Below are 12,579 nucleotides of genomic sequence, written 5' to 3'. Positions count from 1 at the left end.
GTCAACAATGGCTTGAGGTTACGCAGCCATAACCATGAAGAGTACCCGGACGAACTGTACAGCGCGGCGCAAATACAAGAGCAACGCATACAGATACTGGGCTGGGTATTCTGGTGGTCGACGCTGAACAAACGTCGCCCGCCCGTCCCGTTAATGCTGGCGGAATAGAGCCTCGCCGGGTGAAATAGCGGCACCAAAAAAGGATTTTTAGCTGGGAAACACACCTGATTCCCAGTATGCTTCGCCGCACTCGCGCAACCGCTTTGCTCCAAGCAAACCCGATTGCAGGGCTCGCAGCAAAAGGCTGCTACGCCCACACCAGACGCTACGCGCTGGTCATCCCGATTTGAAGGCGAGTACGGTTTGCCAAAAACAAACCAAACCCGCCCCCGAGAAGCCGGCCACAAGCCGGCTTTTTAATGCCCACCTTTTCTATACCCGCACTCAGTCATTCGACAATCTAATGGCTTCATGATGTTATTTCGCTTTTCTATTCTTTAGCCAAACCCTCAGAATCGCGCACATTGAGGGCGTTAGCCCATGGAATGATGGGGTGGAGGGTTGATGAGTACCGATGCACGCTTGGTCGAGTTGAGTAGACGCGAGATATGGAGCGGCTTTAAGCAGTTTTTGCCGATTTCTATGTTTGTCGTGATCTTCGCCGTGGCCTTCGGGCTGGCTGCTGCGCAAGCCAACTTGGACGAAACGTCAACGATGTTGATGAGTTCGCTGGTGTTTGCAGGAGCGGCTCAATTCGCCGTGCTTGAGTTGTGGGGCCAGCATGTCCCAGTGGTGCCTTTGGTGGTGACGGTGTTCGCGATTAATGCGCGGCACCTGTTGATGGGGGCAACCCTTTACCCGTGGCTACGCGAGTTGCCACGCGCCAAGCGCTATGGGGTGATGACCGTGGTGTCCGACGCCAATTGGGCGATGTCGATGCAGGCGTTCAACAGCGGCAAACCCGGGATGGGGCTGTTGTTTGGCGGCGGCTTAGCGCTGTGGTTGGCTTGGGCGCTTGGCAGTTGGCTGGGGTTTAAGTTCGGCAGCGCTATCCAGAACCCGGCGAGCCTAGGCCTGGACATGGTCATGGGCTGTTTTCTGCTGGCGATGGTGCTGGGCGGTAAAAAGAGCCCGCGTATCCTGATCATCTGGAGTGTGGCCGCTGGCGCATCGTTGCTGGCGTACTGGTATTTGCCTGCCAATAGCCACATTGTCACCGGCGCATTGGCCGGAGGACTGCTGGGCGCGGTGTGGACGGAGAAACAGGATGAGCATTGATATTTCAGGGGCCGGGACGCTGTACATCATCCTGATCATGGCCGTGGTCACGCTGATCACACGCTGGGGCGGCGTGTTCGTGATGTCGTTCGTACCCATCAGCTTCAGGGTGCAGCAGTTCATTAACGCCATGTCAGGCTCGGTGTTGGTGGCGGTGCTTACACCCTTGGCGGTCAATGGGGATAACGGCGCGCGCCTTGCTTTGCTAGCCACCGCCCTTGTGATGCTGATACTGCGCAAACCCCTTCCAGCCATCGCAGCCGGCATCGTCGTCGCCGCGCTGTTCAGGCAACTACATTAGGCGATGTCGCTGAGGCCCGCAGCATCGGCTGTAGGAGCTGCCGCAGGCTGCGATCTTTTGCTTTTAAGGTCAAAAGATCGCGAGCAAGCTCGCTCCTACAATCAATCATCCAATGCAGATCAGGCCTGTTGCGAGCCTGGGATGTTGACGATCCAGCCTGCTGGGGCTTCGACGTCGCCGGACTGGATGCCGGTCAGTTCGTTGTACAAGCGCTGCGTGACCGGCCCCACCGTTTCGCGGCTGTGGAAGACATGCAGGTTGTCACCGTACTGGATCCCGCCAATCGGGGTGATGACGGCGGCGGTGCCACAGGCACCCGCTTCAGTGAAGCGGCTCAGTTCGTCGACCCGTACGTCGCCTTCAACGACGGTCAGGCCCAAACGGTCTTTGGCCAGTTGCATCAACGACAAGCGGGTGATGCCCGGCAGTACCGACGCTGAACGCGGGGTGACCAGTTGCTTGTCTTCGGTGATTGCAAAGAAGTTAGCCGAACCGACTTCTTCAATGCAGCTATGGGTCAGCGGGTCTAGGTAGATGCAATCTGCAAAACCGGCCTGTTTGGCCTCGGCACCCGGCAGCAAGCTGGCAGCGTAGTTACCACCGACTTTGGCAGCGCCAGTGCCTTTTGGCGCAGCGCGGTCGTAGTCGGAGATGATGAAGTCACACGGCTTCATGCCGCCTTTGAAGTACGCGCCAACCGGGATGCAGAACACGCCGAAGATGAACTCAGGCGCGGTGCGCACGCCGATGTTGTCGCCGACCCCAATCACGAACGGCCGCAGGTACAGCGAGCCACCCGAGCCGTAAGGCGGAATAAAGTGTTCGTTGGCTTTGACGACTTGGGTGCACGCTTCGATGAATTGCTCTACAGACACGCGCGGCATCATCAGACGGTCGCAGCTGCGTTGCATACGCAGGGCGTTTTGATCCGGGCGGAACAGGTTGATCGAACCGTCTTTACAACGGTAAGCCTTCAGGCCCTCAAAGCACTGCTGGCCATAGTGCAAGGCGGTGGAGCCTTCACTGATGTGCAGCACGTTGTCTTCAGTCAGAACACCGTTATCCCACGCGTCATCACGCCAGTGCGACAGGTAGCGATAGTCGGTTTTTATGTAATTGAAGCCCAGTGTGCTCCAGTCGATACTCGGGACGGACATGATTACCTCGAATGCTGTTCTTGGCAGATTAAGCGCCACCGCCACCAGGCGATGCCGTATAGCGGGCCTGTTCGCCAGCCACTATAGATCCAAACCACTCATTTTTATTGCACGTAAAAAACGGTAAGACAAGTGCCTCGGCAAAGGCGTCAATTTGACCAGTCGCCTGCTGACCCCGTCAATGCTCAAACGTTTGATCAGGGCCAATCCCCAGATCTTTAATCAAATCATTTTCACGCGCTTGGGCGCCCGGCTCATCGGCGCGCCACCAACGGCTGGAAATACGCATGGTATAGCGACGCCGATATTCTGATGGAGTGACCCCAGTGGCACGCCGAAACAGCCGACGGAAGGCGCTGGGGTCTTGGTAGCCGCAGTACTCCATGACTTCAGTCAGATCAATCAAGGTCACTTCCAACAGTTGTTTGGCCCGTTCAACACGCAGGCGGTGCAGGTAGTCCAGCGGGGTCATACCTTCGACTTCCTTGAAGTGGCGCAACAAGGTCCGTGGGCTGGCAGCGGCTTCTTGAGCCACACGCTCGAGGCTGTAGGGTGTTTGAATGTGTTGTTGTATCCAGTGCTTGGCGCGAAACACCACACTGTCGCGGGTTTTTACCGAGATGCCGGTAAAGTTCAGGCTCGACTGCTCAAAGCGCATGGGATGGTAGAGCAGCCCATTGGTGGCGATTTGCGCCATTTCTTCGCCCGCGAAATGCCGAATCAATTCCACCATCAGGTCGCAGACCGCCGCAGGCGCCCCGGCAGTAAACACTGGGCCGTCTTCGACCACTGGGCCTTGCATTGCCAACTGTACGTTGGGAAAGCTGGCAGCGAACCAGTTGGCAATCATCCACGTGACCGTTGCGCGCCGACCGTTCAGCACCCCGGCGCGGGCCAGCATCACCGGGCCGTTGAAGTTGGCCGCAATGACCCGCCCTTGGGAGTGATAACGCGCAATGCAGTTAATCTCTTCACTGCACTGATCCAACACGTGGTTGAGGTCCGGCACGCTTTTCATCTGTACGCCCGGCACAAACAGCGCGGTTTGCGAGGGCCTAAGGGTCTTACGGCCGCCAGCGGGCGATTGCATGGCCGCCATCCAGTCCGGCAGCGGCAACTCATTCCCCCCCGCATCAATCAGACGCCAGTGAAAGAACGCCCCCCGCTTATCAGGGTTACGCATCTGCCAGAGCGTATTGAAGGTGCGCAAAATGTCGATAACCGTAAACAGGCTCCCGGCCATGCTGTGAGGGCCGTGGAGTAAATCAATACGCACGTTCATGGACCACCTGGCGGTATTGGATTTATTTTTGGCGATATTAGCTCTAGCTCTTATCGTTGTCAGCCAACCGCTGTTGTTATACCTCCTGATTAGCGTCTTCCCCTGTCCTCTAAAGCACACAAATTCATCGCCTTTGAAGCGCCGAACGGTCAGTTTACGCTTCGTTTTTCTTGGCGATATTGGCTCTATTGCTGTCGGTATTCACCGTATTGCACGACAGACTTGGACGCTAGACTGCAAACGCCTGGCATCCACATAAAACAAACAAAGGTATTGCTCAGTGACAACAATAAGAAAAAAGTGGGCCAAGGCTGGCAAACCGATCATGGCTGGACTCTCCACCGCTTTGCTCAGCGCAGGTATAACCCCGCCTGCAACTGGGGGCGAGCTGGTATTCGGTGACCTTAAATCTGGCCTAGGGCCAGGGATCGAGTGGCAACAGGACGATACCCGCCTGACCGTTAAAGGCGCTGTGTCATTGGGTACGATTCGGCGCATGGACAACCCGAGCCAGCACCTGACCAGTACCGAAAATGGTATGAACCTGTTCAACGACGGCGACCTCAATTACAAGCGCGGCGATGCCGTTTCTACCTCGCTGGAAACCTACCTGCAAGCAGACCTCAGCCATCGCAACGTAGGCGTATTCGTCAGCGCCAAAGGCTGGTACGACTACGCTCAAAAACACCAAGGCGTCGACTATGGCAGCGTGCCTAACGGCTATCGCGCTGGCGAACCTCTGAGTGATGACGGTTTTGACGCCATGGCGCGGTTTTCTAACGCCATCATCAACGATGCGTACGTCTACGCTAACTTCCAGCCCGGCGGGCATGACTTGTTGGTGCGCTTGGGCGATCAGGCCATCCCGTGGGTGACGCCGACCACCATCGGCGGCGGCTTGCAGGCCGTGAATGCGTTCGACTGGGCCGCTGCACGGCGCAGCACCTCGATTGCCGACGCCCGCACCGTGGCTATGCCAACGCTTTACGCCAAGTTGGCCGTGACCGACAACCTAACCGTTGATGCCTTTAATCAGTTTGAATTCCGACCCAGCGCCTACCCAGGTTGCGGCACGTACCTGTCAGTCAGCGACTACGCCCAACCGGGCTGCGATCAATTCCTACTCAACGGCAGCGTGTTAAGCGCGGCGGCAGGCCGGCCGATTTACACCACCGACGGCCAAGCCCTAAACAACCCATTGGACAGCGTGGCCCGTGGCCCGGATCACCGCCCCGGCAACAACCAATACGGCGCCAGCATGCAATACCGCTGGGATAACGTCGGGCTGTTCGGCTTTTACTTCGCCGACTACACCAGCCGCGACGCCATTACCCAAGTGGTGCGCACCGGCCCTGGCGTGCTGACGCCACCGGCGGCCAATGTGGGCCAAGCCGTGCCCACCGGGATTGCTGCCAATTACTTGCGCGCGTTCCCGACTAACGTTCGTATGTACGCGCTGAACTTTAAAACCCGGCTACCGGGCGGCACCGGCATTTACGCCGAGTACAGCTATCGTCCTAATCAACCGATTGCCTGGAACGGCTCGGACTTTATCACCGGGCTGCTGGCCGGTAATGGCCCTTTCGCCTACTTGGCTAAAACCCCCACCGGTTACTTGGCGCCGGGTTACGACCGTTTTCGAGTCAGCCAATTTAACCTCGGCGCCACTCATCCGTTCCCCAACGTACTAGGCGGCGAGATGAAGTTATCGGCCGAAGCAGGCTTTAAATACGTGCATAACCTGCCGGACATTGATGATCAACGTTATGGCCGCCCCGGCTTCGGCAGCGCGCCGTATGGCGCTGGCGCGAAATGCACCGGGCCATCGACCAAATGTTCACTGGACGGGTTTGTCACGCCATTTTCGTGGGGTACTCGCTCCAAAGCTGAAATCCACTATAAAAATGTGCTACCGGGGCTGGATCTAACGCCTTCGCTCGCCTTGCTCTACGACGTCAAAGGCCACGCCTATGACGGTATTTTTTCAGAAGGCCGCTACGCGCAACTCCTCGGCGTGCGCGGCGTGTACCAAGACAGCTACACCTTTAACCTCAGCTACCTGAACACCGGTGGTGGCGATTACAACCTCGTGTCTGACCGAAGCATGTTTGAGGCCAGTGTCGGCTTTCGCTTCTAGTCGCTACCCTTTAAAAGGCAAAGAACATGCACTCATTGACCGATAAACGACGCTCGCTAGTAGTCGCTTTGCTGATGACCGTGGTCATCATCAGCGTGTTGGACAAAACTATTTTTGCCTTTGCGGGCCCGCAGATTATTGACGAGCTGAAGCTGACGCCCGAGCAGTTCGGCTTTATCAGCAGCGCGTTTTTCTTTCTGTACTCGGTCTCGGGTGTGCTGGTGGGGTTTTTGGCTAACCGCATGCCCAGTCGCTGGATCCTCTCTGGCATGGCCTTGGTGTGGATGACCGCGCAACTGCTCGCCGCACTGTCGTCCACGTTTATGAGCCTGCTCGCCAGCCGCATCTTGCTCGGCGCCGGTTGCGGCCCAGGCACGGCGGTCACTCAACACGCGTGCTTCAAGTGGTACGCCAGCCGCGAACGGGTCTTGCCCGCGGCGTTGATTCAGGTCGCGATCATGCTCGGCGCCATTGGCGGAGCCCTTGCCCTGCCGCGGTTGATCGAACAATACGGCTGGCGCACAGGCTATGTACTGCTGGCCGGTGTGGGGTTGATCTGGCTGCTGCTGTGGCAACTCTATGGCCGCGAAGGGCAACATGACGACACCAAAACCAGTAATGGCGACGTGCTGCCGACCCACCCTTACAGCCGCCTATTGCTCAACCGCACGTTTATCTGCATTACCGTGGTCGCTTTTTGCAGCTACCTGCCCAACGCCCTGCTCTACAGTTGGTTGCCGACTTACCTGCAAAAAGGTCTGGGCATGACCCCGATGCAGTCCGGCTACTTGGTGCTTGCCACCACGCTGGGAGTGATTGTGATGAACCTGCTGGTTTCCAGCCTCGCCCAGCGCGCCATGAAACGCGGCGCCAGCATCCGCAAAGCCATGGTGGTGCCGCCATTATTGGCCTGCCTGATCGCCGCAGTGGCGTACATGATCATGGGCTTCACCGCCTCAAGTTTGACCGTGACGCTGGGCTTGTTTCTGGTGGGCAGCATCCTGCTTAACCTGTTATCCGCGTTCGGCTTTAGCATCGTTGCCCACATCTCCCCGGCTCGCCAGCGCGGCAGCATGCTGGCCATCCATATCGCGCTGTTAACCACAGCCGGGATGCTCGCGCCCTTGGTGGTCGGCCAAGCCATTGGCTGGCAAAACGGCAATCTGGTGACCGGCTTCGAGCTGGCCATTGGCTTGTTTGGAATCGCCCTGCTGCTGTTCACCGTGCTCGGGCTGGTGCTGATCGACCCTGAGCGCACTCGCCGCGAACTCAACGCACACATTCCGCTCGCGGGTTCACCCGCTATCAGCCCGGCTTAGCTCGCACAGCCACGACGCCAGCAACCTGATTGCTGTGCGTCGTCGCACCTCACGATTTTTATAGGACCTGCTTGATGGACTTATCCTGCTTTTCACAAAGCTACGCCCAAGCGCGGCAAAAATTCCTTGAAGCTAGCGAAAATGCAGGCTTGAAGGTTGAATCCCACCCGCATCCGCTGACCGGTCGCGACGGCGAAACGTTAGCCATTGATGTGGTGTTTACGGGCTCGCCCAACGCCGCCAACCTGATGGTGTTGAGCAGCGGTGTACACGGGGTTGAAGGCTTTTGCGGCTCAGGCGTGCAAGTCGATCACCTGCGTAACCCAGACTGGTTGCGCCGTACCCAGCGTGATGATCTGGCCGTGCTGTATATCCATGCGCTCAACCCGTACGGCTTTTCTTGGTTGCGCCGGGTCAACGAAGACAACGTTGACCTCAACCGCAACTTCAATGACTTCGAACAGCCGCGCCCAGCCAACTCGCAATACCGCGCCCTCGCCTCATTGTTGGTGCCAAAACGTCAACCGCCGACCCTTCTAAGCACCCTCGGTCTGGCCGGATACGCTTTGCGTCACGGGCCTAAAGCCCTGCAAGCAGCGATCACCAGCGGTCAACACATCGACCCGCAGGGCCTGTTTTTCTCGGGCACCCAACCCACGTGGAGCAACCTGCAACTGCGCCAGATCATTCGTCGCTTGGGCCGCCAATGCCAGCGTATCGGCTGGATTGATATCCACACAGGTTTAGGCCCTTATGGCGTGGGCGAGCGTATCTACAAAGGGCACATGACTCCAACAGACATTGCCAGATCGCGAGACTGGTGGGGCCCGCATGTCACCTCCAGCGAAGACGGCACCTCATCATCAGCAATGCTAAACGGCACTCAAGACCTGGCCGTGATGCACGAATGCGCCCAAGCGCAATACAACGGCTTGACCCTAGAATTCGGCACCAAACCCGGCCCGGCTGTGCTGAACGCGCTGCGTGCCGATCAATGGCTGCAAAACAATCCGCAGGCAACAGACATTCAACACGCACAAATAAAGCGACAACTCCGAGATGCCTTCTACATTGATAGCGACGACTGGAAGCGCCGAGTTCTAGAACAAGCACGAGACGTGACGGCACTGACCCTCAAAGGGCTGTCCAGCACGTAGCAAGCTGACACATCACGGCCGATGTGCAGTGCTGTTGCTGGGCTACTTTACGTTTGCCCTCGCCTGCCAGCCGTCGATGGAACACCTACTCAAGCCAATAAGGATATTCAGGATGAATGCATATTTGATTGAAGCGTTAAAAGACATCATGCAGCAGATCAAGACCTGTCTTGATGAGCAGGGAGAGCAGGTTGTCACGCGGCTTCAGCAGGTATCGCTGGGCGAACTGAAACTGACCGAAACCCTCAGCCCGGACGAGATCGAGTGCGCTCGCGAGCTGTTCGGTTGGGTTGCACAACAAGGGCCACTCAACGCTTGGGCCAAGGTTCAGCCGCTGCTGCCCAAGCTGATGGCAGCACACGACGAAACCGCCATTGAAACGATCTTTCTCGACCCAGGCTTCAGCTACCTGCCACCGTGCCTTAAAAAGCTCAAAAACAAGCGCACGCTGGCCAGAATGGCGGTGCTGCTGGCGAGCTACATTTGCTACGACCAGTTCCACTACCCGCAGCCAGAAACCGGGGTGTACGACATCTCCAGCAGCCCCTTCCAGAAACTCAAGTGGGTGTATCGGTACTGGTTCAACCAGTTAGAAGTGGCCGAAATCGGCTCGGGGCTTGAAGCGTTTTTTGCCTCTCAACAGTTTAAATTTTTCAACCTGACAGACCCCTCGCCAGACCCTGGCGGTGTGAAGCCGGTGATCCCTCGAGTGTCGGTGTCGTGTGCCGGCGACTTACTCGCGGTTGATGTGCTCATCCCCGAGAACACCCCGCACCTGTTCGACGCCATCACCGACTTCTTCAGCAGCGCAGACATCGTGAGCGCCAACCTTGAGTCAACGGTAGACAACAAAGCTGTGATTGGGCGAAACCAGATACCCGGTGAACCGGCCAGAATGAACACCTCCCAAGCCATGTTTAACAAGTTTCGCGAGGAAGCGAAGGTCAACTTCTTCAGCACCGCCACCAACCACGCCATGGATTACCAAGAGGCAGGCGTGCTGGCCACCCTAGACGTGCTTAAAAAATCAGGCGCGCTGTATGCCGGTACGGCGGCAAGCCAAGAAGAGCAAAACGATGTCGTGATTTTTGAAAAGAACGGCATCAAAGTCGCGCTGCTGGCTTATACCTTCGACCTTAACGGCCACAAGCTACCCGCCGACAAACCCTACTTGGCCAACGAAGTACGCTTCAACGATGTGAACCCGCCACCCGATTACACACTGATCAAAAAGCAGGTCGCGGCGGCTCGCGCCAAGGGCGCGGACTGGATCATCGCGTACTGCCACTGGGGTTGGGAGTTCGAGATGTACCCCCACGTCAATATTGTGGAGGCCGCGCACAAAGTGATTGAGTGCGGCGTTGACACGATTCTGGGTAACCACCCGCATGTCAGCCAGCCTGCACAGCTCATCCCTCGCGTCGGCAAACAGGATGCGCTGGTCATCTACGCGTTCGGCGATTTCGTCAGCTACCACCCAGACAGCCGCAACTCAAAATTGGCTTACAGCGTCAAGTTCGACATCGGCAAAGCTCTGGGCCAAACGCGCTTGTTCAATCTACAAGCGCTGCCGCTGTACATCGTCAATGAAAACTTGGGAGACGGGCGCTTCGACTGCCGCATCGTCAAATTCTTCGATGTGCTTGAAAGACCTGATGATTTTGGCCTCACAGCCCTCGAAAAGGAGCAACTGGAGCATCTACAGGTAAAAGTCTGGGACGACATCTTGTCCCCGCTTTCGAGTATTTCGCAGCGGTTTGAAGCGTAAGCCGTAGCCCTGTAACAACTTGCACGCCAGTCTCGGTGCACCCCGATGAAGACAGGCTGCGATCTTTTGTTTTTAACGATCAAAAGATCGCAGCCTGCGGCAGCTCCTACCAAAAGCAGATGCAGCACCGTACCTGAGCGAGCATGCGACAGGCTATTGCGCTGTCACCTTCACTCAACGCCCATCACTGACGCCATCAATCGGAACCGTACTTGGGCGAACGTGGCCCGTACAGAATTCCGGTCGGCTGGCCGGCCGACAACAGACGCGCGCTGGCAATGCCCGCAATCGGGTGCGCTGCATCGGTAGAGCTGTTGATCACTTGCTTGACCGCCGCCGTAATCAACATCCCCACCAAACCGCCACCGTTGTTGTTGCCTTCCTCGCTTGACGCGTGTGCCGCGCCCGTCCACAAGGTCGTGCCGGTGCGCAAATCGACCAGTGTGGCCGAGGCCGTGACGGCGGTGTCACTGGTGATCAGCATGTACTTAGTGCCGTATTCCGTCACCGTGATGTACAGCGCCGAATCCGCACCGAAGATCTCATGCAGCTTGGCCGGGGCCACAGCGTGGATGTCAGTCGGCGTGGTCAGCCCGTTCTGACGGAAGGTTTCGTCTACCAAGGCAATCGGTAACACGTAGTAACCGGCTTCGGCCAACGGATACGTCACTTGCGACACCAAGCTGTACGAGGCCTGCACTTCCGGGGATTCATTAATCGGCGGCAGGACCAGAATCGACTTAGGCCGCGCTTGTTTGAACGCCGAGTAATCCACCGTCTTGGGGGCGGCACAACCGCCCAGCAACGCCAAGGCCAACAGGGCTGCCGAGAGTTTCAAGAGGTTCATTTCACGTCTCCGGTCTTGGCGTTCTTAAGCAGAAAGTCCATGTAGCCTGCCGACTCAGGGAACAACGCTTTCTCGGTACGCAACTGCTGAACCATCTGATCGTCCTTGCCCATGCTCAGGTACAGCATGCCCAAGTGGGCGTGATAGCCCGGTGGTGCCGAATTGCCACTGGCGTTGATCTTTTGCAGATCCCGCTCCAGGGCCTCGACTTGCTCTTCTTTGGATTCACCCTTGAAGTATTCATACACCTGCGGCTGGTAACTCTCCCATTGATAGAGAGGCTTGGGCGCCGTTTGGCACCCGGCAACCATCGCAATTGCGCTCAACGTCAGTGCTAACTTCACTGCCTTGCTCATCCGTGTACTTCTCCTTGATGTCTTTCTTTAGTTGCGTGGGTTCCAAGCACCCGCATTGATGCCATCGACCAAGCGATTAATCGCTTCACGCATGGCCAGATCCAAAACCTTGCCATTGAGGGTGGAGTCATAGCTGGCGGTACCGCCAAAGCCGATCACTTCGCGGTTGGACAGCTCGTACTCACCGGCACCTTGGGTGGAATACACCACTTCAGACGTACTGATGTTGACGATATTCAGGTTGACCTTGGCGTAAGCCACTTGGGTCTTGCCGCGCCCCAGAATGCCGAACAACTGACGATCACCGGTTTCTTTACGACCGAACTCAGTCACGTCGCCGGTCACCACATAATCAGCGCCTTTGAGCTTCTGGACGGTGCCCTTGATCGCCGCTTCTTCGGATATTTCGCGCATGTTGTCGCGGTCCAACACGTTGAAGCGGTTGGTTTGCTGCAAGTGGGTGATCAAAATGGTTTTGGCTTGCCCGCCGAGGCGATCAACACCATCGGAAAAGATGCCGCGCATGTAGCTGGAGCGGTTGTCGAACTTACCGACCGCAATCGGTACCCGCACACCGGCGTACGCAACGTTGGCACTGGCAACTTTTTCGACCGGCAACGCCCGGGAGCTTTCCGTGGCCGCGCAACCGGCTAGCGTCAACAGGGCTGCGGCAGTCAAGCCCGACAGCAGGATGTGAGACAGTTTTTTCACAGGTTGCTCCTTGAGTGAGAAAAGTCAGCAACACTCATGGACGCTGACGGTCTTTAGAGCGCCCAACCTGGGTCAAGGACACAATGTAATTGGGACGAAACCTAACGCTCGCCCTCAAAATCAGCCATTTCGTACGACGCTTCCCTTTCAATCCGGTGAAACATCCTAGAAACTCCCGCTCGCTTGCGCCTGTGCAATTCGGGGAATAGTCTCGGCCCATCGCTGCCAAAACAGCGGTCGGGTTTAGTAGCCCGGTTAAAATTGAC

11 protein-coding genes and 1 pseudogene are annotated in these 12,579 nt (G+C 57.2%); 7 read left to right on the top strand and 5 right to left on the bottom strand.

What is annotated here, in order from left to right:
* From AQS70_RS23990 to AQS70_RS02950, 3 genes and pseudogenes are all read left to right on the top strand, one after another.
* Positions 1-168, top strand: a pseudogene (locus tag AQS70_RS23990) (transcriptional regulator); the annotation flags it as partial.
* A 396-nt stretch (positions 169-564) separates the two neighbouring features.
* Complete coding sequence (locus AQS70_RS02955; RefSeq protein ID WP_156354976.1) at positions 565-1,278, top strand: AzlC family ABC transporter permease; 714 nt, start codon at positions 565-567, stop codon at positions 1,276-1,278.
* Positions 1,268-1,579 carry an AzlD family protein gene (locus tag AQS70_RS02950; protein WP_055101439.1) on the top strand — a complete coding sequence of 104 codons (312 nt, stop codon included), beginning with the start codon at positions 1,268-1,270 and terminating at the stop codon, positions 1,577-1,579. Before AQS70_RS02955 ends, AQS70_RS02950 begins: the two co-directional genes overlap by 11 nt.
* Positions 1,580-1,698: 119 nt before the next feature.
* Here AQS70_RS02950 and AQS70_RS02945 read toward each other — a convergent pair whose 3' ends face one another.
* The gene (locus AQS70_RS02945) at positions 1,699-2,736 is read right to left on the bottom strand and encodes a branched-chain amino acid aminotransferase (protein ID WP_055101438.1); all 1,038 of its coding nucleotides are present in this window, start codon (positions 2,734-2,736) and stop codon (positions 1,699-1,701) included.
* Between the two features lie 178 nt (positions 2,737-2,914).
* Positions 2,915-4,018 carry a GlxA family transcriptional regulator gene (locus AQS70_RS02940; protein ID WP_187331768.1) on the bottom strand — a complete coding sequence of 368 codons (1,104 nt, stop codon included), beginning with the start codon at positions 4,016-4,018 and terminating at the stop codon, positions 2,915-2,917.
* Positions 4,019-4,298: 280 nt separating this feature from the next.
* Here AQS70_RS02940 and AQS70_RS02935 point away from each other — a divergent pair, with 280 nt between their 5' ends.
* The 4 genes from AQS70_RS02935 to AQS70_RS02920 all read left to right on the top strand — a co-directional run bounded on the left by AQS70_RS02935 (position 4,299) and on the right by AQS70_RS02920 (position 10,399).
* Positions 4,299-6,155 (top strand): DUF1302 domain-containing protein, encoded by a 1,857-nt coding sequence (locus AQS70_RS02935; protein WP_241492793.1) that lies wholly within the window; start codon positions 4,299-4,301, stop codon positions 6,153-6,155.
* A gap of 26 nt (positions 6,156-6,181) precedes the next feature.
* A complete protein-coding gene (locus AQS70_RS02930) occupies positions 6,182-7,474 on the top strand; it encodes an MFS transporter (RefSeq protein WP_055101437.1) in 1,293 nt (430 codons plus the stop codon).
* 74 nt (positions 7,475-7,548) lie between these two features.
* Complete coding sequence (locus AQS70_RS02925) at positions 7,549-8,631, top strand: M14 family metallopeptidase (RefSeq protein WP_055101436.1); 1,083 nt, start codon at positions 7,549-7,551, stop codon at positions 8,629-8,631.
* A 112-nt stretch (positions 8,632-8,743) separates the two neighbouring features.
* Entirely contained in the window at positions 8,744-10,399 is a 1,656-nt protein-coding gene (locus AQS70_RS02920) for a CapA family protein (RefSeq protein ID WP_055101435.1), read from the top strand.
* A 196-nt stretch (positions 10,400-10,595) separates the two neighbouring features.
* Here AQS70_RS02920 and AQS70_RS02915 read toward each other — a convergent pair whose 3' ends face one another.
* From AQS70_RS02915 to AQS70_RS02905, 3 genes are read right to left on the bottom strand one after another with little or no spacing between them, the layout of a single operon-like run.
* Entirely contained in the window at positions 10,596-11,246 is a 651-nt protein-coding gene (locus AQS70_RS02915; RefSeq protein WP_055101434.1) for a DUF799 domain-containing protein, read from the bottom strand.
* Entirely contained in the window at positions 11,243-11,602 is a 360-nt protein-coding gene (locus tag AQS70_RS02910) for a DUF4810 domain-containing protein (RefSeq protein WP_055101433.1), read from the bottom strand. The genes AQS70_RS02915 and AQS70_RS02910 overlap by 4 nt, the downstream gene beginning before the upstream one ends.
* A 27-nt stretch (positions 11,603-11,629) precedes the next feature.
* Complete coding sequence (locus AQS70_RS02905) at positions 11,630-12,313, bottom strand: CsgG/HfaB family protein (RefSeq protein ID WP_055101432.1); 684 nt, start codon at positions 12,311-12,313, stop codon at positions 11,630-11,632.
* Positions 12,314-12,579 lie beyond the last annotated feature (266 nt).

The sequence above is a fragment of the Pseudomonas endophytica genome (assembly GCF_001411475.1).
Taxonomy (GTDB): Bacteria; Pseudomonadota; Gammaproteobacteria; order Pseudomonadales; family Pseudomonadaceae; genus Aquipseudomonas; species Aquipseudomonas endophytica.
The sequence above is the reverse complement of the archived record's forward strand: the minus strand, read 5'-3'. Positions and strand labels throughout refer to the sequence as shown.

What these genes read in the sequence shown, in the direction of transcription:
- AQS70_RS02955 (WP_156354976.1), top strand. Translation starts at nt 565, where the DNA reads ATGAGTACCGATGCACGCTTGGTCGAGTTGAGTAGACGCGAGATATGG.
- AQS70_RS02950 (WP_055101439.1), top strand. Translation starts at nt 1,268, where the DNA reads ATGAGCATTGATATTTCAGGGGCCGGGACGCTGTACATCATCCTGATC.
- AQS70_RS02945 (WP_055101438.1), bottom strand. Translation starts at nt 2,736, where the DNA reads ATGTCCGTCCCGAGTATCGACTGGAGCACACTGGGCTTCAATTACATA.
- AQS70_RS02940 (WP_187331768.1), bottom strand. Translation starts at nt 4,018, where the DNA reads ATGAACGTGCGTATTGATTTACTCCACGGCCCTCACAGCATGGCCGGG.
- AQS70_RS02930 (WP_055101437.1), top strand. Translation starts at nt 6,182, where the DNA reads ATGCACTCATTGACCGATAAACGACGCTCGCTAGTAGTCGCTTTGCTG.
- AQS70_RS02925 (WP_055101436.1), top strand. Translation starts at nt 7,549, where the DNA reads ATGGACTTATCCTGCTTTTCACAAAGCTACGCCCAAGCGCGGCAAAAA.
- AQS70_RS02920 (WP_055101435.1), top strand. Translation starts at nt 8,744, where the DNA reads ATGAATGCATATTTGATTGAAGCGTTAAAAGACATCATGCAGCAGATC.
- AQS70_RS02915 (WP_055101434.1), bottom strand. Translation starts at nt 11,246, where the DNA reads ATGAACCTCTTGAAACTCTCGGCAGCCCTGTTGGCCTTGGCGTTGCTG.
- AQS70_RS02910 (WP_055101433.1), bottom strand. Translation starts at nt 11,602, where the DNA reads ATGAGCAAGGCAGTGAAGTTAGCACTGACGTTGAGCGCAATTGCGATG.